This window comes from Amycolatopsis keratiniphila (assembly GCF_000400635.2).
Lineage (GTDB): Bacteria > Actinomycetota > Actinomycetes > Mycobacteriales > Pseudonocardiaceae > Amycolatopsis > Amycolatopsis keratiniphila.
Genome location: NC_021252.1, coordinates 5874977 through 5899858, shown reverse-complemented (window position 1 = coordinate 5899858; position 24882 = coordinate 5874977). Strand labels below are relative to the sequence as shown.

The window sequence follows — 24882 nt, the reverse complement described above, 5'->3', positions numbered from 1 at the left end:
CGAGCGGCCGCAACCTGCGCGCGTGAAGATCCGCCGTGAGCAAAAGTTTGACACGGAGTGACTGTTAGCGTGCGGAGAGAAGTCGTGATCTTGGATGTGGGAGGCATGCGATGAACCGTTTCTTCGCCGCGGTGTCGAGCGCGGCAGCCGTCGGAGCACTACTGATCGTGCCGAGTCCGCCTGCTCTGGCGGCGGCGGGCGAGGTGGTGGTCTTTTCCACCGAATTCCAGCGTCTGGACAACTACCGGAACCCCGAAGGCTGCAACAAACTTCCCATCGCCGCACACGTTCTGCTCAACCTGAGCTCGTCGGAGGTGGTCGTCCACGCGGATCCGCTCTGCCTGACACCGGGCATGGTGGTCGGTCAAGGGTTCGGCTCCCATGTCGCGCCGGGCAGCGGCTCCTTCTCGGTCAACCGTTGACTGAGAAGGTTCCCGTGACCGTCGACGTTGTCGTGGTGGGAGTCGGCTACGTCGGGCTACCGCTGGCGGAAGCCGTCGCCGGGGCGGGGTTGTCGGTGATCGGATACGACACTTCGCCCCGGGTGGCGGCCGAGATCGCCGCGGGCAGGCCACATGTGCCCGACGTGTCCGCGAGCCGGCTACGGGCCATGCGCGCGAACGGCTTCACGGTGACGACCGACCCTGAAGTCCTCGGTGGCGCGGAGACGATCGTGCTGTGCGTGCCGACCGGGTTGACCACGGCGGGCGGACCGGATCTGGCCGCCGTGCGGCGCGCGGTGGAGACGGTCTCCGAGCGCTTGGCGCCGGGCATGATGGTGATCGTCGAGTCGACGAGCTTTCCGGGCACCACCGACGAGATCGTCCGGCCGATCCTGGAAAAGCGCGGTCTCACAGCGGGAACCGATTTCTCGCTCGCCTATTCGCCCGAGCGGGTCGACCCGGGGAACAGACGGTTCGGCATCAGGAACACGCCGAAGGTGATCAGCGGCCACACCCCGTCCTGCGCGAAGCGGTGCGCGGAGTTCTACGAGCGTTTCGTCGACACGGTGGTGATCGCGCGCGGCACCAGGGAAGCGGAGATGGCCAAGCTGCTGGAGAACACCTACCGGTACGTGAACATCGCGCTGGTCAACGAGATCGCGATCTTCTGCGACCGGATCGGCGTCGACGTGTGGGACGTGATGCACTGCGCGGCGACCAAACCGTTCGGCTTCACCCCGTTCGCGCCGGGGCCGGGTGTCGGCGGGCATTGCATCCCGGTCGATCCCAAGTACCTGCTGGACAAGGCCGAGCGGGAAGGCGCCCTGCTCGGCGTGGTGCACGCCGCCCGGCTCGTGGACGACCGGATGCCGGAGCACGTGGTCGAACGCGTCACCCGGCTGCTCGCCGAACACGGAAAGCCGTTGCGGGGCGCGAAAGTGCTGCTGCTCGGGGTCTCGTACAAGGCGGACGTGCCGGACACCCGCGAGTCCGCCGCGATCCGGATCGCCCTTCGGTTGCGAGCGCTCGGGGCGGACCTGTCCTACCACGATCCGGTGGCGGAGACCGTGCCCGAACTGGGGCCGCCGGTGGCCGATCTCGACGCGACGCTGCGCACCGCGGACGTCGCCGTCCTGCTGGTGGCGCATCGCGCCTACGACCACGGGCACCTGGCCTCGACGGCCAGGGTGCTGTTCGACGTGACGGGACGGGTTCCCGGAAAGGAGGTCGTCCGGCTCTGAACGTTCTGCCTGGTCGAGAGCAGGGCAGGCACGCGTACCGCAATTCTTCCGAGCTTTCGCGAAAAGGAGAGTGCACGAATGACCACGGCGATCAAGAACGACAGGCTCAAGAAGCGTTTCGAGAAGTGGGACGTCAACGGCAACGGCAGGATCGAGAAGTCCGACTTCGAGGCCGAGGCCAAGCGGATCATCGGTGCGTTCGGTGAGGATCCGGCGTCGCCACAGGCGCGAGCGGTGAAGGACTCGTTCGTGACGATGTTCGAGTTCCTGGCGGGCAAGGCGGGTGTCGGCCCGAACGGCGCACTGGACGAGCGGCAGTTCACCGAGGTGATCGAAGCGCAGATCTTCCAGGAAGGCGACGCGGGATTCGCCAGGGTGGTCCGCCCGACCATTTCGGCGATCGTCGGCCTGTGCGACACCGACGGCGATGGCGAGGTCGATCAGCGGGAGTTCGCCAAGTGGCTGAACGCCATCGGGGTCGAAGCCTCGGCCGTGGGCCCGGCGTTCCAGGCCATCGACGTGAACGGCAACGGGAAGCTGACCGTCGACGAACTCGTGCACGCGGTTCGCGACTACCACCTCGGCAAGAGTGACGTGCCACTGCTGGGCAAGTGACCGCGCGGTGGTGAGTGGCCCGCCCGGCGCCGGGGAGCCACTCACCACCGGCCCCGGAAGGGTTGGGGGTACGGCAAACGTGTCGTGTTCGTGAGCGAGGCCGCTGCCGGGGTGAAGGCTCCCTTCGCCGCATCCGACGCGGCCAAGGGAGCCTTCGGCCCTGGCCCCGCACCGGGTCGCGAGTGGCGATTCGGGTCAGAGCCAACCCTGTCTCGCGACGGAAGCTTCGCCACGGCCGTGTCGTCCGTCTGATCACACGTGCCGTCCGTCTGATCACACGTGCCGTCCGATCGATCACGCGAAGCCGCCGTTCGGCACGACCCACCTGTACCGATCGCTGTGACCGCCGCCAGCGGGTTGACGACTTTGCCGGACCCCTCACCACCGGCCCCGGAAGCAGACCTCCCGCTCCGGCTTCAGGCCGATCCCCTCACCGGTGACCGGCAGCGCGGTGTGGATGAGAATGTTGTAGTGGTTGGGGAAATGGCAGCCGTCGAAGCCGAGCACGGTGCCGACGAGTTCGCCGCCGATCCACACTTCGTCGCCCCGGTCGATCACGCCGGCGCGGTCGATCTCGGCGAATCCGAGGAAGCCGACGTGGTCGATGCGTGCGCCCGGCTCCGTGTCGTCGTGGCTGGTCGTCACGAGTTCGTGCACCTCGCCGGCGCGGACGCACCGGCTGGCGAACGGTTCGAGACTCATGCCCCGGTCGTCACGCCGATGCACCAGCACCTTCACCACCGTGCCGATGATCTCCCGCTTCGGCCCGTCTTCCCGCATCGTTCTCCCTCCGATAGCAATCGTCCACTATGGACAGAGCGGTCAGGCCGTTGTCGCGCCAGGAACCGCCCTCGCGTACGGCGTCCTCGAACTCGCGCAGCAGCCCGTCGTACTCGTGCCACAGCGATCCTTTGAACTCCGGGTAGCCGTCGAGCAGATCGGCGTGCAGGATCGTGCCGTCCGCCAACCGGACCTCGACGTCCTTGACCTCCCCGGGGAACGACCAGTCGAGTTCGACGACCGCGCCGTCGAGCAGGAGCGTCGCCTGCCGGTCGATGCCGTCCGCGTCGCGGCTGATCCGGACGTCTCGCAGCGTGAGCGTGCCGAGGAACAACTGGACGAGGTCGAGGGCGTTCGGTCCGTTGTCCGCCACGCACCCGCCGCCGCATCGCGCCGCGTCGAGATACCAGCGATCCCCGCCGACGTGCTCTTCGATCCGTTCCAGGTAGCGCACCGTCACGGAATCGATCGGCGGCCCGCCCGCGATCTTCTCGCGCAACGCCCGCACGTTGCCGTTGTACCGCCGATGGAAAGCCGTGAACAGGGCGACATCCCGCCGCGCCGCCCGCTCCACGAGATCCTCGCCGTCGAGGAGGCTCGTGGCGATCGGTTTCTCCACGCACACGGGCAGGCCCGCGTCCAGCACGTCCCGGCACACCGTGGCGTGCACGTCGTTCGGAGCCGTGACGATCACCGCGTCGAGCCCTCCGGCGGCGAGCATTTCCCGATGATCGCGGTAGCCGGGCACGGTGCTTTCCGCGAGTTCCGCGGGATCGAGATCGCAGACCGCCGCGAGGTCGAAGGACGGCGACCGCTCCACCGCGGAGAGGTAGAACCGCGAGATGACCCCGAGCCCAACGACACCGACCCGGATCACCTCGCCGTCCTCTCCGCCGCGGCGCGGAGTTCCCGGTAGACCGCGTCGGCCACGGGCACGCCGTGCGCACGGTGGTGGGCCGCGCGCTCACCCTCGTGCCAGCCGGGATAGACCACCGGGACCTCGGGATCGCGGGCAGGCCACTCCCGCACCGCGGTGAAGAGCGCGGACGCGTCGGCGGCGAATCCGGTGCGCAGCACTTCCGGAGCGATCGCGAGCGCCAGCACCCCGATGTCGTCGTCGCGGTTCCCGTCCGCCGAAGTCGCGCCGAGCCTGGCGCCGGGTACCAGCGCGCCGAGGACCTCGACGAGCAGGCCGAGCCCGAATCCCTTGTAGGCGCCCGTTTCGGGGCCGCCGCCCAGCCATTGCAGATGAGCCTCGCCCCGGTCGAACGCGGCGGGATCGGTCACCGGGGAACCGTCGTCGGCGGCGAGCCAGCCCGGCGGGATCTCCCTGCCTTCGCGCGCCGCGGCACGGATCCGGCCGGTCGGTACGACGGTGGTGCTCATGTCGAGGACGAACGGATGCGCGCCACCGGCGGGACAGGCCAGCGCGAGCGGGTTCGTGCCGAGCATCGCGGCCGTGCCGCCGGGCGGCGGGGCGATGCGCTGCCCGCCGCAGTTCGAAGCGACGAGACCGATCATGCCGTGCGTGACGGCACGTGCGGCGTGGTGGCCGGCGCAGCCGATATGCGTCGCCCCGCGCAGTGACACCATGCCGATGCCGTGCCGGGAAGCCCTGGCGCACGCCAGTTCCATGGCCTGCGACGCCGACCACAACCCGAAGGTGCGGCGGGCGTCGGCGAGGACGCACGCGCCAAGGTCCGTCTCCACGGCCATGTCCGCCTTCGGCTCGGCGCGTCCTTGATCGAGCAGGGGCAGGTACAGCCGGGTCAGGTTCACGAGGCCGTGCGACGTCACTCCGGTGAGGTCGCCGTGGCACAACGCGGTCGCGGCGATCGCCGCCCGATCCTCGGGCATCCCTCGATCCACGAAGATCCCGACGACCAAGGAAAGAAGCACGGGATAGGGCACCAGCACGGTCATGCTCCTCCGTCGCGGGCGAACCGCACGACGATCTCGCGGACGAGATCGCCGAACCGGTCGAGTTCTCCGACATCGGCGTATTCCCCGCGCGAGTGCGCGTTGTTCGCTCCCAGCGAACCGGGACCGAGGACGGCCGTCTTGGTGCCGGGAACGCCGGCGAGCCAGAGGGCGTCGCAGGTGAACCCGGGTTCGTCGTCCGGCCAGCGGGGAACGAACGCGTCCAGCAGCGGGATGTCCTGCGCCGGCAAGGCAGGCAGATCGCGTTTCAGCCAGCGCAGGCCGGTGATCCTCGCCGCGTCGGTCGCGGTGCGGGCGTACGACGGGGACCGCCGGAACCTGGCCTCGAACGCGGTGATGCCGGTCCTCAGCCCGTCCTCCAGCGCCGCGGCCATCTTCGCCGCCGCTTCCGGCGAGTCGTAAGGGATGTTGAGCAGAAGCTCGCCGCGGCCGTACACCCTGTTGTGCATCCGCCCCGTGTGCAGGCCCGCGACGCAGAGCTGGCCGTGCTTCGGCAGGTCGTCCGCGAGGTGCTGAGCGAGGAAACCGAGCAGGACCGTCGCGTTGTGCCCTCGGTGCGGCTCGTCGTCGATGGCGTCTTCGCCGTCCACTCGTACGCACGCGGTCATCGACGCCGAGCAGCGGGGGAGGTACCGCAGTCCGGTCGGCTCGCAGAAGACGTTGAGTTCGCCGTGGAATCCCGCTTCGACGAGCGGCCGTGTGCCGAAGGTGCCCATCGCCCCGCCCTCTTCACCGGAGACGGCCTGGATGAGGACGCCGACGTCCCGGCCGACCGACGGCTCCGTCGCCAGCGCGGCGCGGACACCGGCCAGCAGGGCCACCGCGGGCCCCTTGGCGTCGATCGCGCCGCGGCCGACGAATCTGGTCCCGTCGAAACCGGCCGGTTCGAACGGGGCCACCGTGTCGAGGTGCACGTTGAACATGACGGCGGGAGCGGCGGGGCCGATCCGCAGCACGAGGCTCGGCTGGCAGGCGAGGAATCCGGGCCCGGTGTCGCGGAGCAGGACGGGAACACCCGGACGGTCCAGCACCGACGGATCCGGGGCGGCGAACCGCAGGACGTCGAAACCGATGTCGGTGGCGGCGTCGGCGTACGTCCGCATCGCGTCCCACAGGCGGACTTCACCCTTCGTTTCGAGTGGACCGGCCGTCGGGAGATCGAGCAGCTTCAGCAGCAGGCTCCGGTCCGCGGGCATCATCGGAGCAGCCCGGCCATCGCCCGGCCAGCGGCGACGAAGGTGTCCGCCGCGCCACTGGCGAGCACCCCGTCTTCGTGCGGTGCGATCGCGAGATGCGGCTCCAGCGACCACGCGCCCTGATATCCGTTGGCCCGCAACAGTTTCACGCAGTCGGCGACTCGCGCGGTGCCCTGGCCGGGCAGGGTGAATCCGCGCTCGTCGGCGTCCTTGACGTGCACGTGTTCGACGTGGCCGACGATGTCGGCGAGCAGATCGAACCCGTCGTAACCGTGGGCGACCCCGTTGCCGGTGTCGAACAACAGCTTCAGCGCCGGGCTCGCGACCTCGTCCAGCAGGTCGAGCATGCGCTCGGCCCGCGTGCCCGCCCAGCCCGAGCAGTTCTCGTGAAGCAGCGTCACCCCATGCCGCTCGGCCCGCTCGGCGAGCACGGTGATCCTCTCGATGGCCAGCGCGCGCCAGGATCGATCACTCAGCCCGTCGTTCGGATAGGACATGATCCTCACGTAGCGGGTGCCGATCGCCCGTGCGCGTCCGGCGAGCACGTCGAGCTCCCCCAGGTCACGCCGGAAATCGGTGCCTGCCGGCCGGGACCAGCCACCGATCCGGGACGCCAGGCAGACCACGCGCACACCACTGTCCGACAAGGCGGTCGCGACGGCGTCGAACCGTTCGTCGGTGAGGTCGGCGACGGCCTCCCGGTCGACCGTGCGCAGCTCGATCGCCTTCCAGCCCAGTTCGTCGAGCACTGAGAGCTGCCCACCGATGTCGTACGCCGCCTCGTCGGTGATGCCGGCGAGCACCGGGTCATCCGGCATGGGTCGCCACCACGTCCGGTTCGGGGCTGGTGACCGGTTCCGCGCAGATGTTCTTGGCCACCGAAAGCAGCCGCACCACCTCGGTGGCGAAGGTGAAGCCCTGCGTCTGCTCCCCGTCCAGCTGGAACTTCCGGTAGGCCTCGAACATCCATTCCGTCATCGCGTCGTCCCGCAGTACGACGTGCTCGGACCGGCCGTTCGAACGCAGCGTCAACTGCGAGTGATGGTCGTCGCCGCTCACCGCGAAATGCCCGACCGCGCTGCCCTGCTCGAACTCGACGGTGACCCGCCGCTCGCGGACCGGGGAGGTGAGATCCGAGCGGATCTCCGTGTGGACACCCGAGTTGTGCCGGAGACCGACGGTGGCTCCGCCCATCCGCGGGCCGATGTTGCCCTCGACCTCGAGATCGGTTCCCGACGCGTGGGTGACCCGGGCGGCGCCCGCGAGCCGCAGCGCGAGCGCGACCCCGTGCGGCAGCTCGACGTCGAAGGCGGTGGGGTGGCCGGGCCGCACGAGCGACCGGCGGAATCTCGGCTTGTTCTGCACGACGTCGATCGACTTCGCCGCGCCGAACCGGCCACCGCGGAAAAGCTCGACCAGCCGTGCCGTGAGGCTGCTGGCGAGCCAGGGTTCGACGACCTCGATATGCAGTTTGTGCTTGCGGCGCAGGCGGACGATCCGGGCGAGGTCGTCGATGTCGGTGGTGAGGGGCTTCTCCACGATCATCTTGCGGAAGCCCAGGGCGGCCAGATCGGAGAGCACCGCCAGCCGCTGGGTCGGTGGCGTGCACACGTGCACGATCGTGTCGGCGGGGCAGAGCCCGTCGGCCGCGGCGTCGAGGGTCGGCGCGACCACCAGACCCGGCCGGGAGACGACCGTCTCCCTCGGTTCGCAGGCCACGACGGGATGGTCGTCGAAGAGCTTCGGGTTCCGTTCACGCAGTTTGGCCAAGACGGGGAGATGCAGACCCGCGCCCGCCCGGCCGAGTCCAACGACGAATGATCGCACTGGCGAGCCCGCTCCTCGAGTTTCGCAATCAGAAATCCAATTCGAAACTGACATCACCAAGATCAACTGTCAACAGTTCGGCCACGGGTTGACCAGGAAGTGCGAACGTGGCGGACGGGCGGATTTCCTGTCCTACGCTCGGAAACGGTTCCTACACCACCGGAGGTGGGTACGCTGTCGGTGTCCTTCTTCAATCAATCGGCCACATTCGAGCGGACGTGGGCCGGCACCAGGCGACATATTCTCGACGTCATCGAAAATGGCAAGTATTCGCACGGTGCCAAGGTGGCCGAACTGGAGTCCGCGCTGGCCGCGTACACCGGCGCGAGGTTCGTCGTCGGGGTGAACAACGGAACGGACGCGCTCGTCCTCCTGCTGAGGGCGGCGGGTCTGGAGCGCGGCGAGGAGGTGATCGTTCCCGCCTTCTCCTTCGGGGCCACGGCGACCTCGGTCGTGCTGGCGGGCGGCAGGCCGGTCTTCGCCGACATCGAGGCGGACGGGTACGGCGTCGACCCCGCCGCGGTGGCGGACACCGCCGGGGAGCGCACCCGGTTCGTCATGCCGACGCATTTGTTCTCGCGGCTCGCGGACATCGACGGTGTGCTTCGCGTCGCGCGACGCCTCGGCCTCACGGTGGTGGAGGACAGCGCGGAGGCCATCGGCATGCGTCACCGCGGCACGCACGCCGGCCTGTTCGGCGCGGGCGGGGTGCTGTCGTTCTTCCCGACGAAGACACTGGGCGCGCTCGGTGACGCCGGCGCCGTGCTCACCGACGACGCCCGGATCGCCGCGATCGCCGGCGCGCTCCGCCACCACGGCCGCTTCGGCGTCACGATCGCCGACTTCCCCGCGATCTCGACGGCGACCGGCCTGCCCGGCGTGAACAGCAAGATGGACGACATCCAGGCCGCCGTCCTCCTCTCGAAGCTCACCACACTCGACGGCGACATCGCCCGGCGCGCGGAACTGGCGTCCCGGTACGGCGAAGCGCTCACGGGCGTGGCGGGCGTGCGCAAGCTGCCGGAACACCGGCCGGACAGCGTGTTCTACGTCTACGTGGTCGAGGTCGACGTGAGGGACGACCTGGCGGCGTATCTGTCGGCGGTGGGGGTGGAGACCGAGATCTACTACCCGGCCCCGCTTCATCTGCAACCCTGCTTCGACGGCCTCGGCCATCGGAAGGGTGACTTCCCGAACGCCGAGCGCGCCTGCCGTCACACGCTCGCGCTACCGCTGTATCCGGACATGCCCGCCGGAGACTGCTACCGGGTCTGCGACGCGATCCGCGACTTCTACCACGGGCGGCGAGGATGACCCTGCCGTTCTTCCCGGCCGATCTCTTCGACGACGACCGAGCCGAACTGCTGGACATCGTCCATCGCGTCGGCCTCGCACCCGAGCAGAAATTCATCCTCGGCGAGCGCACGGCCCGGTTCGAGGCGGCCATCCGTGACTCGGTCGGCGCCGCGGACGCGGTCGCTTGCGGCAGCGGAACCTCGGCATTGACGCTGGTCTTGCGCGCGATGGACGTCGGCGCCGGGGACGAGGTGATCGTGCCCGCCTTCGGCTGCGCTCCGCTCGCGGCGGCGCCCGCGCTGCTCGGCGCGACGCCGGTGTTCGCCGACATCGACCCGTGGACCATGGTCGTCGATCCGGCCGCGGTCGCCCGGCTGGTCACGCCGCGCACCAAGGTGATCATGCCCGCGCACATGTTCTCGGTCATGGCGGACATGCCGGAGTTGCGCCGGATCGCCACCGCGCCCGGCGTGCGGTTGCTGGAGGATTCCGCGGTCGCTCAGGGCGGGACGCTCGCGGGCCTTCCCGCCGGGATGTGGGGCGACGCCGGTGTCTACTCGTTCGTGCAGGTCAAGACGTTCGGGATGCCGGGCGAGGGCGGCATGGTCGTCACCCGCGACGCCGGGCTCGGCTCGGCGGTGCGGATGCTGCGCAACCACGGCCAGGACGGCAAGTCCAGGTTCCGGTATCACCGCATCGGCTACAACAGCCGGTTCGACGAGATCATGGCGGAGTTCCAGCTGTACCGGCTCCCGACGTTGCCCCGGCGGCTCGAACGCCGGGCGCGCATCGGCGAGTACTACACCGGACGCTTCGCCGAACTGGCGGGCTGTGGTGTGCTCGCACCGCCTCCGGCTCGTGATGGACGGTGCTACTACGTCTATTCGCTCCTCTGCGAGCGCAGGGACGAACTCCGTGAGTACCTGGCGACGCGAGGTATCGGCTCGCACGTCTACTACCCGGCGCCGTTGCCGAGGCAACCCGCGTTCGCCCCCTTCACCCGGCCTGGCGATGCCTGGCCTGCGGCGGAGCTCGCCGCGCGGCGGACGCTGGCCATCCCGATCTACCCGCAGCTGACGGACGGGCAGGTGGAACGCATCGCGGACGCGGTGTGCCGATTCGCGAAGGAGTCGTGATGCAGCAGGTTACCCGCACCCCCGCGCCGAGCGAGGTCGCCGACGAGTGGCGCAAACGCGCGGAGCGGACCGGGCTGACCCGGGTCATGCGTGCCTCCCAGCCCGCCGAACTCGCGGCCGGGACGACCGCCCGCACCATCCGGCTCGTCACGACGTTCCTGGAATCGCTCGGCGAGGTGGGAGCCGCGCTGGAGATCGGCTGCGGGATGGGCAGGCTCACGCCGTCGATCGCGGCGCACGCGCGGGCGCTGACGGCCATCGACATGACCCCGCGCATGCTCGCGCTCGCCAGGGCGAACTGCGCACATCTGTCCACTGTGGACTTCATGCGGACGACCGTCCAGCGGCTGCCGTGGCGGGACAAGCGTTTCGACGTCGCCGTTTGCGTGTGGGTGCTGATGCACGTCCTGGACGAGGACGAGATCGCCGTAGCGTGCAGGGCGATCGCCGCGGCGGCACGGCATCTCGTCCTGATCGAGTACGAGGAAGCGGAGATCCCGGTCGGCCGGTTCTCGAGATTGCGGACCGTGGAGGAGTACTTGGCCCTGCTCCCCGGCGCCCGCCTGCTCGACCGGCGTGAGCTGGACTATGGCGGCGACCGGTCGTTCGCCGCCTTGATCGCCTTGGACGACCCGCGATGACCACCCTCGCCGTCTCCCGTGGCAAAGCGTATTTCAGGCTCGCGAAGCTCGACATCGTCGACTACTACCTCGGCGTGGTCGTGGTGTGGACGTTGCTGGCGCCGATGTCGAGGTTCGATCCGGATGTCTTGGCGACCGTCGGGGTGTTCCTGCTCGGCGAGGTGTTCGTGATCGCGGCGATGGTCGCGCTGGACGATCTCACGGGGTACCGGGACGGCAGCGACATCACGAACTACTCGCCGGACGACGCGCGGCGCAAGCGATACCGCAAGCCACTGGTGGCGGGAACGCTGAACGAGAACCAGGTGCTGCGGTTCGCGTGGGCGACCGGTGTCGTCGGTGCGGCACTGTGGCTCGCGGCCATCGCGATGGCCCCACACCGTCCTGTGTGGACGGTCGTGCTGATCGTGGTCACCTACTTCTTCTCGTTGCAGTACTCCTGGGGAGTGAAGCTCAGCTATCACGGTTTCCAGGAGTTCTTCATCGCGGCGCTCGGCTGGTCGCTGGTCCTCGCGCCGTACGGCCTCGCGACCGGCGAGTTCACCGGGTTCGCGCTCGCCCAGGCGCTGCTCTTCGGCCTGGGGCCGCTGCTGTTCGGCGTCTACTCCAACACCAACGACGTCGACGGCGATCGCCGCGTCGGCAGGCCGACGGTGGCCGCCCTGACCTCGGCGCGGGGCAACATGTTCTTCGTCATCGGCGTGTCGGCGGCCGAACTCGCGCTGATCCTCGCCGTCCCCGCCCTCGGCGGCCCGTGGTGGTTCCCCCTCGCGCTGTCACCCACGATCGTGTCCCGCGGATGGCAGCTGTGGCTCGGTTTCGCGGTGGGGGACATCCTGCGGGCGCGCATGCTCGGCATCCGGATCCACCGGCTCACCGTGCTGACGCTCGTCCTGGTGAACCTGGTGGTGATCACGTGACCGATGTCGACGTGGCGGTCGTGGGCGCGGGCGTCGCCGGGCTCACCACCGCGTACCAGCTCGGCAAGGCCGGATGCGAAGCGCGGGTTTTCGAGGCGGCCGACGTGGTCGGCGGCCGGATGACCACACTGCGCGAGGACGGCTACCTGATCGACACCTGCGCTGAGCAGATGGCCGAGCGGGGTTACGGCGAGACCTGGCGATTGCTGGCGGAACTGGGTGTCGGTCCCGCCGCGGCGCCCCCGATCGGACGCGGCATCGCGATGTGGCGCGGCAAGGCCAGGCCCGGTGTCGCGCAGACCCGCGGGCTGCTCACCGGGGCCGGGTTGTCCCTCCGGGCGCGACTGGACGCGGCACGGCTGATCAGGGGCGCGTTCGACACCGGACGACCGGAGAACTCGGCGCTGGGCGGCACCACCGTCGCGGAGTTCGCCGCACCGCATCACCCGGACCTGATGAACTACCTGCTGCAACCGATCGTCTCCGGCTTCTTCGGCTGGGATCCGGCCCGGTCGGCCGCGGCGCCCTTGCTGGCGCTGCTCACGGCGGTGGGACCACCGCCGACCTGGCGGGCGTATCGCGACGGGATGGACACCCTCGCCCGTGCCCTCGCCGCGAAAACGGACGTCACCACGGGGTTCCCCGTCGATCAGGTCGTCGACGACGGTGCCTCGGCGCGCGTTCTCAGCGGCACGCGGGAGATCACCGCCCGCGCGGTCGTGCTGGCCGTCCCCGCCCCGGTGGCGGCCCGGCTCCACCCCGGGCACGGTTCGGCCTTTCTCCGCGAGTGTTCGTTCACCCCGGTGGTCAAGGCGCACCTGCTTCTCGATCGCCCGCTCGGTGGCCCCGACTACGCCTTGATGGTGCCGGCCGCCGAGAACGGCACCGTGTCCACGGTCATCTTCGACCACTTGAAACATCCCGGCCGCGCGCCTGAGGGCCGCGGTCTGGTCACGCTCATGGCCCATCCGGCCGTGGTGCCGGAACTGCTGGACGCCTCCGACGAGGACGTGGCGAGCCGGTTGACCGGCGCCGCCGAGGCACTCGTTCCCGGTCTGCGGTCGGCGACCCGCCGCGCGATCGTCCGGCGGGTACGCCACGCGGCGCCCGAAGCGACACCTCGGGCGCTGGCCCTGCGCGCCGGGTTCGAGGCGGACCTCGGTCGTGGCGTCGTCGACTACGCGGGTGACTGGGTGTTCCTGAGTCCGTGCAGCGAGGCGGCCGTCCGCTCCGGCCTGCGGGCGGCGCGACGGCTGGCCGGTCGCGTCGTGCGGCCGGTGGAGGAGGGCGGCGCTCGATGAAGCCGCACGACATGGGCACGTTGTTCGACGAGTGCGCGGGCGCCCGGACGTGGGTGTACCTCGACCGGCCGTTCGACATCGCTCCGGAGCGCGGGACGGCGTACCCGGTCGCCGGGCTCGCCGGGCTGGTGCGGGACGTGGCGGGATGGCTGGCCGAATCCGGCGTGGGGCCGGGGGACCGGGTGGCCATCGTCAAACGCGGCCACTGGGACTACGACCTGCTCGCCTGCGCCGCGGTACGGATCGGAGCCGTTCCGGCGAAGCTGTCCGGAGCGCTGCCGGACGGCACCGTGCAGCTGCTGCTGCGGCGTCTCGGCCCGGCGGTGCTGGTGACCGACCGGCCTTCCCTGCGGGCGGACCGGGTCCTGCGCGTCGAGGACTTCGCCCCCGCGCCACCGCCCGCGATACACCGGAGGCACGCCGACGATCCGCTGCTCATCTGCCACACCTCGGGGACGACCGGGACGCCGAAGCTGGTGGTCCACACGACCCGGACGATCATCGACCGGCTGGCGCGGCCGGAGGCGGTCCGCTGGCCCGTCCTCGGTCTCCGGCGGGACGACGTGCTGGCCAACGCCAGCGCGTACGCGCACGGCCGGACCTTCTGCTGGACGGCGTCGGCGTTGTGCCTCGCGCCGCGGGAGATCGTGATCCTGAGCGATCCCTCCTCGGCGCCGTCGATGTTCGGGCGTCATCGGCCGACCGTCGTCGAAGCCCTCCCGGCGGCGTACGCGCGCTGGCGGCCGCTCGCGAACTCGCCGGAGAACCCGTTCTTCCGGGTGCGGAGGTTCGTCAGCACCTACGACGCCGTGCATCCGCCGGTGATCCGGACGATGCTCCACGCCAGCGGCCGGAAGTGTCCACTGTGGATGCAGGGCTGGGGCCAATCGGAGACGGGGCCGCTGTCGTTCCGGTTCTTCACCAGGCGTACCGCGCACACCACCCGTGATCTCGGCAGGCCGTTGCCCGGCCTCGCCCGGCTGCGGGCCGTCGACCCGGAGACCGCCGAACCGGTGCCGCGTGGCACCGCCGGGCTGTTGCTGGCCCGGACGCGCGCGCGATGCGTGGCGTACGTGGGTGAACAGGACCGATGGGAGGCCAAGGTGCACGGGCGGTGGTGGAACACCGGTGATCTCGGCGTGGTGGGCCGCGGTGGTGCGGTGACGCTGCTCGACCGTGAGGTCGACAGCGTGCCGGGGATGAGCTGCCTCGCGGTGGAGGACGCCATCGAGGACCGGCTCCCGTCCATCGCCGAATGCGTGGTGCTCTCCGCGGCCGGGCGCGCGCCGATCCCGGTGGTCGTGACCGACGACGGACTGGACGCGGACGACTGGCGGAAGGCGGTGCTCGGCCTGCCACCGCTCGGGGAGCCCGTGGTGCTCCCGTGGGACGAGGTCCCGAGAACCGGGACGGGGAAGGTACGGCGCCTGGAACTGCTGGCGCGGCTGACCGGCACGGCCGAAACGAACGGTTCGGGAAGGTGGACGTGAGTACGGCCTACGCGTTCGACAACGACAGCGGGCACGCCGTCGAGCAGCATCGCTGTCTCTCCGAGGCGTACGACCCGGTCACCTTCGCGCGGCTGGCGGGGACCGGGGTCGGCGCGGGCTGGTCCTGTCTCGAGGTCGGCGCGGGCGGCAGCGGCGTGGCCCAGTGGCTCGCCGCCAGGGTGGCGCCGACCGGCACGGTGCTGGCGACCGACATCAAACCCCACCACATCGCACCCGCGCCGGGGCTGACCGTCCTTCGGCACGACGTCGTGCACGATCCCTTGCCCCGGAATGAGTTCGACCTCGTCCACACCCGGTTGGTGTTGCAGCATCTGCCGGAGCGGGAGGCCGTGCTCCGCAAACTGGTCCGCGCGCTGAAGCCCGGCGGGTGGATGCAGATCGACGAGTTCGACATCTCCTACGGCCCGGTCCTGCTCGCGCCCGATGCGAGAGCCGCGAACCTTTACGAGACTTTCTTGGCGGCCAAGGAAAAGGCGTTCTCGACGGCGGGCGGGGACGGCACGTGGGGCCGCCGCGCCGCCGCGTCCATGGTCGCCGCGGGGCTGGTCGACGTCGATCCGGTGCCCGCGGTCTTCCCGTGGCGGGCCGGATCGCCGGGGCTGGAGCTGCTGATCCACCACACACATCACCTGCGGGACCGGTTGGTCGCCGCGGGGATGACCGACGGCGAGCTCGCCGAAGTGCGTGCGGTCATGCGGGATCCGGGGTTCCGGGCGTCGTCCTGTGTCGTGTACTCGGTGCGGGGCAGGCGGCCCGCGTGAACACCGCGCTGGACACCGTGACGGTGGCGGGGCCACTCGATCTGCCGCTGGACGGCGAATTCGACGTGCAGGCCGCCTGCGGCATCATGCATGTGCACGGCCGGAGCCTCGGCGAGCCGACCCGGCTCGGTCTCGACTACGCGTCCATCCTCGCTGCCGAGCTCTCCGCGCTGGGCGCCGTCTCGCTGAAGCTCGCGCGTGGCCGCGGAATTCCGCTGCGCGGGGTATCCACTTCGCTGGCGCAGGCGGCGTTGCTGGCGATCTCGCAGTATCTCGCGGCGGCGACGGCCGAGGACGAGTACCGGGAGACGTTCGTCCCCGGCGGGCCGCCCTTCCGCGCGGCCGACGGTGTCTCGTTCGAGATCGAGACACTCGAATCTGCGGTCTGGCAACGGTTCTGGACGACGCTCGGAGTCGGCACGCACGCGATTTCGAGCGGTTGGCACCCTTTCCTGCACCGCTTCGCGACCGCGACCTGCCCGCTGCCGCCACAGCTGTGGGAAGCCCTTGCCGCTCGGCCGATCGGGGAGCTGGAACAGGTCGCCCTCCTGACGGGTATGACGCTGGTGCGGACGGCGGAGCGGCCGCTCGACCGGGCTCCCGCGTTCGTCGTGAGCGGGGAGGGCCGCGGCTACCGTCCGGTGCGGGCGGTGGAGCCGCTTCCGTTGTCCGGCTTGGTCGTACTCGAATCCTGCCGCCGGGTCCAGGGCCCGCTCGCGGGTCACCTGTTGCGCCTTCTCGGCGCGACGGTGCTGAGGATCGAGCCGCCGGGTGGTGATCCGCTGCGGTGGGTTCCGCCGGTCGCCGGCCACACGTCGGCCCGGTTCCGCGCGCTCAACGACGGCAAGGAGGTCGTCGAGATCGACCTGAGCACACCGGACGGGAGACAGCATCTGCTCGAACTCGCCGCCGGGGCCGATGTGTTCCTGCACAACTGGGCGCCGGGCAAGGCGGAGCGGTGGTCGTTGAGCGCGCTCGATCTCGCGCGCGCCCGGCCGGGGATCCTGTACGCGCACGCGTCGGGATGGGGAACGGAGCTGGGGCCGGAACCGCCGGTGGGCACGGATTTCGTCGTCCAGGCCTACGCCGGGGTCCCGCCGTCGCTGATGACGATCGTCGATGTGTTCGGCGGGATCGTGTGCGCGCACGGGATCGTGACGGGCCTGGCCCAAGGCGCGACGCGGGTCGCGTCGTCACTCCTGTCCGCGGCGTACCGGCTCAACGCGGGCGCCCGCCGCCGATGCGACCGGCCGCTGTCGGTGCCGGTGTGCGACGACCTCGCCGCACTCGCCGCGGATCCGCGATTTTCCCGCGCCCTCATCCATGCCGACTGCGCGCTTGTCGCGTCGCCGTGGGAATTCACGTCATGATCTGGGAGTCGGAGACCGGGATCGTCCTGCGTGACCTCGTTCCCGCCGGATTGCGCCGCGAATGGGTCCGGTGTGGACATTGCCCGGGCCGCGATCTGTATTCGTTGTTCCGTGACCGGGTTCGTGAGCATCCGCTTCGCACGGCGGTGATCGACGACGAGGGCACGCTCGACTACGCGATGGTGGATGTCGCGGTGCGGGCGATGGCCGCTCGGTTGTCGGCCGCCGGATGCGGCTCGGCGGATATCGTCGGGGTGCGGGAACCCGACGGACGGGCCGCGGTGGTCGCCGAACTCGCGATCCTCGCGCTCGGCGCCGTGGTCTTGCCCCTGCCACGCGGGGCGGACGGTCTCCTCGAACGCGCCGGTGTCCGGTTCGTCATCGAAAACGGAAGAGTGTCAGGCTCGTCGAAGCCGAGCCGCGTCGGCGACGTCCACCCGGATGCCCCGGCCCGGATCCTGGTGTCGTCCGGCTCGGAATCGGAACCGAAAATGGTCGCGTACTCGCACAACGCCTTCGCCGGTGGCCGGGCGAACTACGTCCGTGCCGTGCACGGCGGGACCGAGATCCCGCGAGACCTGGTCCTCGTTTCACTGACGTCGGGATTCGGCTCGTTCGGTGTCGCGGTGACCCTTTGCCGCCTCGGCGGCACGCTGATCTCGACCCGCCGGTTCGAGGCGGGTGCGGCCCTCCGGCTCATCACCGAGCACCGGCCGACGCACGTGTTCGGTGTGCCCGCGATGTGGCGGCGCATGGTCGAGCACCCCTCGGCCGTGGACACCGCCGGACTGGCGGCCATCGTGTCGAGCGGCGACACCCTGCCACCTTCGACGCGCGCCGCCTGTCGTCGGCGGTTCGGCGTGGAGATGATCGACATCTACGGCTCCTCGGACGGGGTCAACTGCCACACGGCGAAGCCGGAAAACGGCGTCGGCGTCCCGGATCCCGCGGTCTGCGAAGTGCGCCTCGTCGACGGCGAGATCTGCGCGCGGGGCCCGATGACGCCGCTGTGCTACGTGGGCGCGCCCGAACTGGACGCGGCGTACCGGCTCGACGGGGGCTGGGTGCGGACGGGGGACAACGGCCGGTTCGACGACGAGGGCAGGCTCCACGTCACCGGCAGGCGCAAACGCGTGGTGATCCGCGGCGGGTACACCATCAGCCCGGCCGAAGTGGAGCTCGCGCTGGGTGACCACCCCGCGATCAGCGAGGTCGCCTGTGTCCCGGTGCCGGACAGCGTTCTGGGGGAACGGCTCTGTGCTTGCGTTTCCGTCCTTGGCGGACGATCGGTGGGCTTGCCTGAGCTGAAGGCTTTTCTTGCCGATCGGGGCTTGGCTGTCGCCAAGATGCCGGAGTTCTTGATCGCGCTTCCTGAGCTGCCGCTGGGGCGTACGGGGAAGGTGTGCCGTCGTACGTTGACGGAGATCGCGGTGAGGCGAAGCGAACTCGCCTCTGGGGTTGGTCAGGGGTAACGCTGATATCGGTGAGCGGGGAAGATTTGGGACGTTCAACGTCCCAAATCCTCCACGCTCGACCTGGCCGGGAACCCACTCCAGAAAAAGGGCTGAAGGCTCCCTTCGCCGCATAAGACTCGGCGAAGGGAGCCTTCAGCCCACCATCGGACCCGAAGAAGGATCAGCGGTGCCCGTGGATGGTCCGGTGGATCCACCCGGCGTAGGCGGGCACGCTGGTGTAGAGGCCGGGACCGTTGGCGCACGGCACGTCGTCGTCACCAGGGCCGGACGTGACGCCGATCAGCTCCCAGCGGCCGCCCCAGCCGCGCTGGACCTGCGGTCCGCCGGAGTCACCCATGCACGCCATCGCGCCGGGCTTGCGGCTCACCGTGCACAGCCGGGTCGAGTCCGCGTAACCGGGCGAGCATTCGGACACGGCGCCGATGCGCGTGTCGAGTTGCTGGAGCCGTTCCGGGAACACGACCTTGTCCAAGTCGGGGGTGTCGACCGTGGTGCCGAAGCCCATCAAGCGGGTCGGCGTGCCGGGGCGGCCGGGACGGTTGGCGATGCGGATGGGCCGTTCGGAGACCGGGCGGTCCAGGCGCACCAGCGCGATGTCGTTCTTGTTCGGCGCGCCCGGCTGGTAGCCCGGGTGGCGGACCCAGCGGTCGATCGTGCGGACGGTGCCGCCGGTCGTCCGCCGCTCGCTGCCGATGCGCACGGTTCCCTCCGGCCTGGCCGGATTGTTGTCCGGGTCGACGCAGTGCGCCGCGGTCACCACCCATTGCGGATGCACCAGCACGGCACCGCAGACGCCCTTGGCGTTGTTCATTTCGGGCACGACCTCCGGGATCGAGGCCATGAATTCGTAGCGTTCGGTGGAGTTCTTGCCGTTCACCACCGCGCCGGCGCTGCCGGGCACCGCGATCGCGCAGAACACTCCCGCCAGCGTGACAGCGGCGGCACGAACCAGATTGCGGCGCAGGGTCGCCACCTTCGACATGCTTTTCCTTTGTTCGACGACTTCGGATCGATCAAGTCCAGCTTTGTCGTTCAACTCGCCCGTGACCATCGGGCAAGCCCCCCGAACCACGGTGGTGGCTGCCCGACGCCGGCCGGTAGCGCAGGTACCACCTATGTCATGAAAGGGTCGTTCAGGACGTCCGCCACGGGTTGTGCGACCGCGGTGGCCGCTGTGGCTTCGGTCGAGGTGGTCGTGAGTGGCGTTTCGGGTTAGAACCCGAAACGCCACTCACGACCACCTGTACCGATCGGCGGAACTCGCGTGTGCGGCCGGAGCCGGTGCTAGCTTCTTGCCTGTGAGCCTCGATGGCGTCGAGCAGCGCCCGTCCGATTCTCCCTACGTGGAGCGGGTCTACCGTGCCGGGCAGGCCGCTATCGGGCCGTCGCGCATGCGGTCCATCGCGAACTCGAACTGGGAGCTCGTGGTGTGGCGCGACCGGGGCGAGACGCATGTGGCGGTGCGCGGGCCCGAGACCAGCCCCACGGTGCTGGACCTGGGGCCGGGTGAGGGCGAAACGCTCGGCATCATCTTCCGGCACGGGGCGTACCTGGCGCCGATGCCGGTGCGGGGGCTGGTCGACACCGCGGTGCCGAGTCCCCACACCACGGCCCGTTCGTTCGTCCTGCAGGGCGAGGAGTGGGAGACCCCGGGCTACGACAACGCCGACGTCTTCGTCGAGCGGCTGGTCCGTGCCGGGTTGCTGATCCGCGATCCGCTCGTCACCGACGTGCTCCGCGGCGAAGTGCCCACTTTGGTCACACCGCGGTCGGTGCAGCGGCGGGTGGCCGCGGCGACCGGGCTGACCCAGGGCGCGATCCGGCAGATCGAGCGCGCCAGGCAGGCCGTGATGCTGCTGGGGCAGGGGGTGGCGGCGATCGAGGTCGTGCAGCGGGTCGGGTATCACGACCAGCCGCATCTGGCCCGCTCGCTGACGCGGTTCACCGGACGCACGGCCACTCAGCTCAGGCGCACGAGCGAGGACGAGGTGCTGTCGCTTCTGTACAAGACCGAGGTCGCGGTGCACCCGTAGGTTTCGTGGTGACCACAGACCTACTGGAGGACAAGTCATGGCAATCTCGCAGATCTACGTCAACCTGCCGGTCTCCGACCTCGAGGCGAGCACGAAGCTGTACACGGCGATGGGCGGAACGGTGAACCCGGACTTCAGCGGTGACACCTCGGTGCAGGTGGCGCTCGCCGACACGATCCTGGTGCAGCTGATGACGCGCGAAACGTTCGCGTCGTTCACCAAGCGGTCCATGACGGACGGTCCGATCGAGGTGATCAACGCGTTGGCCGCCGGGTCGCGCGAAGAGGTGGACGGCCTGGTCGACGCGGCACTGGCCGCGGGCGCCACCGAGCCGCGCGCGGCACAGGACATGGGCTGGCTGTACAACCGGGCCATCGACGACCTGGACGGCCACAGCTGGGAATTCCTCGCCTACGACCCGACCGCGATGGGCGACGGCCAGGAGTGACCGCGGGGCCTCACCGATGAGAAATCCTCCGCCGCGTCGTCGATTCAGGTGACCCCTCGCACCAGTGGAAGGATCGACGACCATGACCGACGCGGACGAGGCCACGTTCATCGAGGTGGCCCGCTCCGGCGATCCGGCGCGGTTCGCGCTCGTCACCGAGCGCCACCGGCGTGAGCTGCAGGTGCACTGCTACCGGATGCTCGCGAACTACGAGGACGCCCAGGACATGACGCAGGAGACGTTCCTGCGGGCGTGGCACCGGCGGGAGTCGTTCAAGGGGCACGCCGCGCTGCGGACCTGGCTGTACCGGATCGCGACGAACGCCTGCCTCGACTTCCTGGAGAAACGCGAGGATCGCACCCCCGTCCCGGCCGGGCTGCAGGACTCCGAGGTGCTGTACCTGCAGCCGTACCCCGACCGGATGCTCCCCGAGGACCCGCAGGAATCGGTGGTGGCGCGGGAGACGATCGAGCTGGCGTTCATCGTGGCCGTCCAGCATCTCCCGCCGCGGCAGCGGGCGGTGTTCATCCTGCGCGACGTCCTCGGCTGGCCGGCGTCGACGGTGGCCGACGCCCTCGAGTTGACCGTCGCATCGGTGACGAGCGCTTTGCAGCGGGCACGCGTGACGATGCGCGGGCGACTGCCCGATCGCCGTCTCGACTGGCGGGGCGCGGAGCTGTCGAAGGACGAGCGTGGCGTGGTGAAGGCGTACATCGAGGCTCATGAGCGCAACGACCTCGACGGGCTGGCGGCCTTGCTGCGCGAAGACCTGCGCTTCGCGATGTTGCCTGAGGCCGGTACCACGACCACGACGGCCAAGGACGCGGTGGACGGCTGGGTCTCCGGCGGGCTCTTCCAGCGGGGCCACGACGACTGGCGCGGTATCGCCACGACGGTCAACCGCATGCCGGCCGCCGCGCTGTACCTGCGCACCCCCGGAGAGCCGGAGTACCGGCTGTTCGCCATCGCGGTCCTGCGCGTCGCCGACGGGAAGATCGCCGAGCTCACCGGATTCGACGCCACCGGCAAGCCGTGGCTGGACTTGCCCCCGACCCTGTGATCGTCCAGGTCCGTCGTGTCGCGAAAGCCGCTGGCGCTCTGGTGGGGGTTGTCTTGCGGAAGATCTGCCGGCTCTGTCGTGGTCTCCGTTCGTGACTTGATAGGAGCCTGTGCCACCAGGACACCCGTTCAACGGATCGAGACACAGATGGGCAGTGACCGGGATGACCGGTCAGCAGCACATCGTCACCCCTTGACATCGCTAGGAGCATCTCTCGCAACCTTCAACGTTGCGAAGTGGCTTCCGCAACGTCCGGACCGGCACCCGGGCGCCCGGCGGGCCGAAGAGCGTCAGGAGTTCGGCTGGTCCCGGTACCGCGCCAGATACCGCTCGGTCACCTCGGCTTCCGCGACCGCGGTGGCCTCAGCGCGGGTCCGGCGCCCGATGCCCGGCGGGAAGCCGTTCTTGGCGAGCCGGTGCTCGATGCTCTCCTCCATGTAGGCCATCGAGTAGAAGTACGCCACGAGCGCGGCCATCAGCACGATCGCCAGCCGCAGGGTGAGCGGGCCGGGCAGGAGCAGCCACACCGCGCACAGCGGGGCGATCATCACCGTGCTGCGGGCGACGTGCCGCCAGCGCCAGCTCCCGGTGGTCGCGTCGTGGAGGATCCAGTCGTGGTAGCGCTCGGGCAGCCTGCCGCCGAGGGAGTACCACAGCCAGCGGAACACGTCCGGGCGTTTGCGGGGCATCGGGCGACTCCTTCCGTCGATGCCATCACAGTACACTAATCATTAGTACGCTAAATATTAGCGTCAACACTAGGATCGACGGTATGAACTCGGAGGGGCCGGAGATGAAGGCGATCGATCTGGGCGAGGATCCGCTCGCGCTGGAGCGTCAGGTGTGTTTCGCGCTGTCGGTCGCGTCGCGCAGCGTCATCGCCATCTACCGGCCGCTGCTGGAACCCCACGGGCTCACCCATCCGCAGTACCTGGTCATGCTGGCGCTGTGGGAGCGGGGCCCGCAGGCGGTCAAGGAGCTGAGTGTCGCCCTGCGCGCCGAACCCGCGACGTTGTCACCGCTGCTCAAGCGGCTGGAGACGATCGGTTACGTCACCCGGCGGCGCAGCGCCGAGGACGAGCGGCTGCTCACGGTCGAGCTGACGGAATCCGGTCGCGCGTTGCGCGCGGAGGCCGAGAAGATCCCGTATCGCGTCGTGGAGAAGCTCGGAATGGAGGTCTCCGAGCTGGAGGCTCTGCACAAGGCGCTTACCCGGGTCATCGAAGCCACGGCTTGAGCGAACCGAAACCGGGGTGTGACGAAATGAGGGTGTGAAGCCGCTCCGGGGTGGGTAATTCCCGTCACGCCAGTACAAAGTGACAGGAAGATGAGGGACCGTGACCACCTCGACCCCCGCGCCCACGGAAGCAGGTCTGGAGCTCATGACCAGGCTGAACGCCTACCTGGAGGACGTGGCCGCGGCACTGGGGATACCGCGGGATTCGGGCACGGTCGACCTCGCCGGTCCGGTCACCGCCCAGCTCAGGCTGAACTGGCGCCTCCCCGGCTTCCCCGAGCGCGACGTCGACCTGATGTGGCACGAGGAGCACGGCTGGTCGGCCGCCGTGGCGACGCATTCGGACGACGACCACCACGTCGTCGTCGCCTACCTCGGCGGCCGCACGGTGGCGTCGCATCCGCGCCTGGTCGCCAGGTTCGCCGAGAGCCTGCGGACCGGCGACCACCAGGACTGCTGGCCCGGCCCGCCGGCGTTGCGCACCGCCACCGGACCTTCCTCGCTCGCCAAGGAGCTCGCCGCCTGGGCCTGATCAGCCCGGCGGGGCGAGCACCACGTCGAGCGCGATCGTGATCTCCCTGCCGATCAGGAACCTCGGCGCGCGGAGTCCGATCGCCCGCCGGTCGAAGACGGCACCGGCGAGCACCCGCCAGGTGCCGTCGCCGTCGTCCGCCGGCCCGGTCGCGGTCACCGTGAGGGGACAGGACTCGCCGCGCGCGCCGAGGGTGCCCTCGACCAACCATCCGTCCGGGCCCTCTTCGATCCGGTCCGCCGCGAAGGTCAGCACAGGATGCGCGTCGATCGCCAGCAGACCGGGTTTACGCAGGTCGGCGTCGCGTTTGGCGTTGCCGGTGTCGATCTTGTCGAGGTCCAGCGCCGCTTCGACGGCGACGACGCCGTCGGCCGAGACCCGCACCGAGCCCAGCTCGACCGGGATCGAGCCGTGGACCACGCGGAACCCGAAGTTCCGGACGGTGAACGTGGCCGAGGTCCGGTCGGCGAGCACGGTCCACGTGCCGACCCGCGCGGACGTCCCGGCGGTCATCGCGGCTCACCCACCAGGCCGAGCGAGGGCAGGGACGTGTGGAGCACACGGTGGACGTCGATCCGGTCCGGACCCGGCAGCAGCGCCGGATCCTCGCCGGGCAGCAGTTCCGTGGCCATGATCGTCTTCTGGACCGCCTCCATCGCCTCGATCGACTCGGTGAAGCCGAGGATGAGGCTGGACCGGTCTTCGGCGGTCAGGACGTAGAAGCCGCCGACCCCGTCGAGCCCTCGTACGGCGGGCCGGATCCGTTCGTGCCCGCCGAACCGGGCTGCGTCGGCCTCCGCCTGGCTGAGCGGCCGGTCGAACCAGGTCGCCTGCGCGATCCTGGGCTCGGCCGCGCCGCTTTCGACGTCGGTGACCGCGTAGACACGGGCGTCGAAGACACGGGAGACGCGGCGGTCGGCGGCGGCGAGCGCGGACCCGCGGTCGCGCCACAACGCGACGACGAGCCCGGTCAGGCCGCCGACCTGGGCGAGGGTGCAGGTGCCCGGCGAACCGGTGCCTGGGTGGAGTTCGGCGGCGAGGGCGTGGCCCCAGCCCGCGGACTCGTCGGCGTGCGAACGCCGGAACTGATGGACGGTGGCGTACATGGGCTTTCCTTT

The 24882-nt window shown here is 70.0% G+C and carries 27 protein-coding genes; 17 read left to right on the top strand and 10 right to left on the bottom strand.

Annotated elements, in window-relative coordinates:
• Positions 1-110 precede the first annotated feature (110 nt).
• The 3 genes from AORI_RS67540 (at position 111) to AORI_RS67530 (ending at position 2299) form a co-directional block, all read left to right on the top strand.
• Positions 111-422 carry a hypothetical protein gene (locus AORI_RS67540; protein ID WP_016335634.1) on the top strand — a complete coding sequence of 104 codons (312 nt, stop codon included), beginning with the start codon at positions 111-113 and terminating at the stop codon, positions 420-422.
• A gap of 14 nt (positions 423-436) precedes the next feature.
• The gene (locus AORI_RS67535; RefSeq protein ID WP_016335633.1) at positions 437-1684 is read left to right on the top strand and encodes a nucleotide sugar dehydrogenase; all 1248 of its coding nucleotides are present in this window, start codon (positions 437-439) and stop codon (positions 1682-1684) included.
• A gap of 78 nt (positions 1685-1762) precedes the next feature.
• Positions 1763-2299 (top strand): EF-hand domain-containing protein, encoded by a 537-nt coding sequence (locus AORI_RS67530; RefSeq protein WP_016335632.1) that lies wholly within the window; start codon positions 1763-1765, stop codon positions 2297-2299.
• 378 nt (positions 2300-2677) lie between these two features.
• Here AORI_RS67530 and AORI_RS67525 read toward each other — a convergent pair whose 3' ends face one another.
• Genes AORI_RS67525 through AORI_RS67500 form a run of 6 tightly spaced genes read right to left on the bottom strand, consistent with a single transcriptional unit; the run spans position 2678 to position 8043 of the window.
• Positions 2678-3079, bottom strand: coding sequence for a DUF6917 domain-containing protein (locus tag AORI_RS67525; protein ID WP_038510733.1), 402 nt, complete (start codon positions 3077-3079; stop codon positions 2678-2680).
• Positions 3012-3956, bottom strand: coding sequence for a Gfo/Idh/MocA family protein (locus tag AORI_RS67520; protein WP_016335630.1), 945 nt, complete (start codon positions 3954-3956; stop codon positions 3012-3014). The genes AORI_RS67525 and AORI_RS67520 overlap by 68 nt, the downstream gene beginning before the upstream one ends.
• Positions 3953-5002 (bottom strand): Ldh family oxidoreductase, encoded by a 1050-nt coding sequence (locus tag AORI_RS67515; protein ID WP_016335629.1) that lies wholly within the window; start codon positions 5000-5002, stop codon positions 3953-3955. Before AORI_RS67515 ends, AORI_RS67520 begins: the two co-directional genes overlap by 4 nt.
• A complete protein-coding gene (locus tag AORI_RS67510; RefSeq protein ID WP_016335628.1) occupies positions 4999-6219 on the bottom strand; it encodes a M20/M25/M40 family metallo-hydrolase in 1221 nt (406 codons plus the stop codon). The genes AORI_RS67515 and AORI_RS67510 overlap by 4 nt, the downstream gene beginning before the upstream one ends.
• A complete protein-coding gene (locus AORI_RS67505; protein WP_016335627.1) occupies positions 6216-7034 on the bottom strand; it encodes a sugar phosphate isomerase/epimerase family protein in 819 nt (272 codons plus the stop codon). Before AORI_RS67505 ends, AORI_RS67510 begins: the two co-directional genes overlap by 4 nt.
• Positions 7024-8043 carry a Gfo/Idh/MocA family oxidoreductase gene (locus tag AORI_RS67500; protein ID WP_016335626.1) on the bottom strand — a complete coding sequence of 340 codons (1020 nt, stop codon included), beginning with the start codon at positions 8041-8043 and terminating at the stop codon, positions 7024-7026. Before AORI_RS67500 ends, AORI_RS67505 begins: the two co-directional genes overlap by 11 nt.
• A gap of 99 nt (positions 8044-8142) precedes the next feature.
• Between AORI_RS67500 and AORI_RS67495 the strand changes: the two genes are divergently transcribed.
• Genes AORI_RS67495 through AORI_RS67455 form a run of 9 tightly spaced genes read left to right on the top strand, consistent with a single transcriptional unit; the run spans position 8143 to position 18451 of the window.
• Complete coding sequence (locus tag AORI_RS67495; RefSeq protein WP_420806971.1) at positions 8143-9357, top strand: DegT/DnrJ/EryC1/StrS family aminotransferase; 1215 nt, start codon at positions 8143-8145, stop codon at positions 9355-9357.
• Positions 9354-10475: a DegT/DnrJ/EryC1/StrS family aminotransferase gene (locus tag AORI_RS67490; RefSeq protein ID WP_016335624.1), complete on the top strand. Its 1122-nt coding sequence runs from the start codon at positions 9354-9356 to the stop codon at positions 10473-10475. Before AORI_RS67495 ends, AORI_RS67490 begins: the two co-directional genes overlap by 4 nt.
• Positions 10475-11116: a class I SAM-dependent methyltransferase gene (locus AORI_RS67485; RefSeq protein WP_016335623.1), complete on the top strand. Its 642-nt coding sequence runs from the start codon at positions 10475-10477 to the stop codon at positions 11114-11116. Before AORI_RS67490 ends, AORI_RS67485 begins: the two co-directional genes overlap by 1 nt.
• The gene (locus AORI_RS67480; protein ID WP_016335622.1) at positions 11113-12036 is read left to right on the top strand and encodes a UbiA family prenyltransferase; all 924 of its coding nucleotides are present in this window, start codon (positions 11113-11115) and stop codon (positions 12034-12036) included. The genes AORI_RS67485 and AORI_RS67480 overlap by 4 nt, the downstream gene beginning before the upstream one ends.
• Positions 12033-13337: a protoporphyrinogen/coproporphyrinogen oxidase gene (locus AORI_RS67475; protein WP_016335621.1), complete on the top strand. Its 1305-nt coding sequence runs from the start codon at positions 12033-12035 to the stop codon at positions 13335-13337. Before AORI_RS67480 ends, AORI_RS67475 begins: the two co-directional genes overlap by 4 nt.
• Positions 13334-14827 (top strand): class I adenylate-forming enzyme family protein, encoded by a 1494-nt coding sequence (locus tag AORI_RS67470; RefSeq protein WP_016335620.1) that lies wholly within the window; start codon positions 13334-13336, stop codon positions 14825-14827. Before AORI_RS67475 ends, AORI_RS67470 begins: the two co-directional genes overlap by 4 nt.
• Positions 14818-15609, top strand: a complete 792-nt coding sequence (locus AORI_RS67465; protein ID WP_016335619.1) for a class I SAM-dependent methyltransferase — start codon at positions 14818-14820, stop codon at positions 15607-15609. The genes AORI_RS67470 and AORI_RS67465 overlap by 10 nt, the downstream gene beginning before the upstream one ends.
• The gene (locus AORI_RS67460) at positions 15606-16979 is read left to right on the top strand and encodes a CoA transferase (RefSeq protein ID WP_016335618.1); all 1374 of its coding nucleotides are present in this window, start codon (positions 15606-15608) and stop codon (positions 16977-16979) included. Before AORI_RS67465 ends, AORI_RS67460 begins: the two co-directional genes overlap by 4 nt.
• Positions 16976-18451 carry a class I adenylate-forming enzyme family protein gene (locus AORI_RS67455; RefSeq protein ID WP_016335617.1) on the top strand — a complete coding sequence of 492 codons (1476 nt, stop codon included), beginning with the start codon at positions 16976-16978 and terminating at the stop codon, positions 18449-18451. The genes AORI_RS67460 and AORI_RS67455 overlap by 4 nt, the downstream gene beginning before the upstream one ends.
• Before the next feature lie 163 nt (positions 18452-18614).
• On the opposite strand, the gene AORI_RS67450 is transcribed toward AORI_RS67455, so the two are convergent.
• Positions 18615-19436, bottom strand: a complete 822-nt coding sequence (locus AORI_RS67450) for a S1 family peptidase (protein ID WP_016335616.1) — start codon at positions 19434-19436, stop codon at positions 18615-18617.
• Between the two features lie 316 nt (positions 19437-19752).
• Between AORI_RS67450 and AORI_RS67445 the strand changes: the two genes are divergently transcribed.
• The 3 genes from AORI_RS67445 to AORI_RS67435 all read left to right on the top strand — a co-directional run bounded on the left by AORI_RS67445 (position 19753) and on the right by AORI_RS67435 (position 21995).
• The gene (locus AORI_RS67445) at positions 19753-20487 is read left to right on the top strand and encodes a helix-turn-helix domain-containing protein (RefSeq protein ID WP_016335615.1); all 735 of its coding nucleotides are present in this window, start codon (positions 19753-19755) and stop codon (positions 20485-20487) included.
• A gap of 37 nt (positions 20488-20524) precedes the next feature.
• A complete protein-coding gene (locus tag AORI_RS67440) occupies positions 20525-20935 on the top strand; it encodes a VOC family protein (RefSeq protein ID WP_016335614.1) in 411 nt (136 codons plus the stop codon).
• 82 nt (positions 20936-21017) lie between these two features.
• Positions 21018-21995 (top strand): RNA polymerase subunit sigma-70, encoded by a 978-nt coding sequence (locus AORI_RS67435; protein ID WP_016335613.1) that lies wholly within the window; start codon positions 21018-21020, stop codon positions 21993-21995.
• 290 nt (positions 21996-22285) lie between these two features.
• On the opposite strand, the gene AORI_RS67430 is transcribed toward AORI_RS67435, so the two are convergent.
• Positions 22286-22684 carry a DUF5313 domain-containing protein gene (locus tag AORI_RS67430; protein WP_016335612.1) on the bottom strand — a complete coding sequence of 133 codons (399 nt, stop codon included), beginning with the start codon at positions 22682-22684 and terminating at the stop codon, positions 22286-22288.
• 104 nt (positions 22685-22788) lie between these two features.
• Between AORI_RS67430 and AORI_RS67425 the strand changes: the two genes are divergently transcribed.
• Complete coding sequence (locus tag AORI_RS67425; RefSeq protein WP_043848995.1) at positions 22789-23232, top strand: MarR family winged helix-turn-helix transcriptional regulator; 444 nt, start codon at positions 22789-22791, stop codon at positions 23230-23232.
• A 100-nt stretch (positions 23233-23332) separates the two neighbouring features.
• Positions 23333-23764: a DUF6292 family protein gene (locus AORI_RS67420; protein WP_016335610.1), complete on the top strand. Its 432-nt coding sequence runs from the start codon at positions 23333-23335 to the stop codon at positions 23762-23764.
• On the opposite strand, the gene AORI_RS67415 is transcribed toward AORI_RS67420, so the two are convergent.
• Both AORI_RS67415 and AORI_RS84065 read right to left on the bottom strand, forming a co-directional pair.
• Positions 23765-24277 (bottom strand): YceI family protein, encoded by a 513-nt coding sequence (locus AORI_RS67415; protein WP_016335609.1) that lies wholly within the window; start codon positions 24275-24277, stop codon positions 23765-23767.
• Complete coding sequence (locus AORI_RS84065) at positions 24274-24870, bottom strand: hypothetical protein (protein WP_016335608.1); 597 nt, start codon at positions 24868-24870, stop codon at positions 24274-24276. Before AORI_RS84065 ends, AORI_RS67415 begins: the two co-directional genes overlap by 4 nt.
• Positions 24871-24882: the final 12 nt, after the last annotated feature.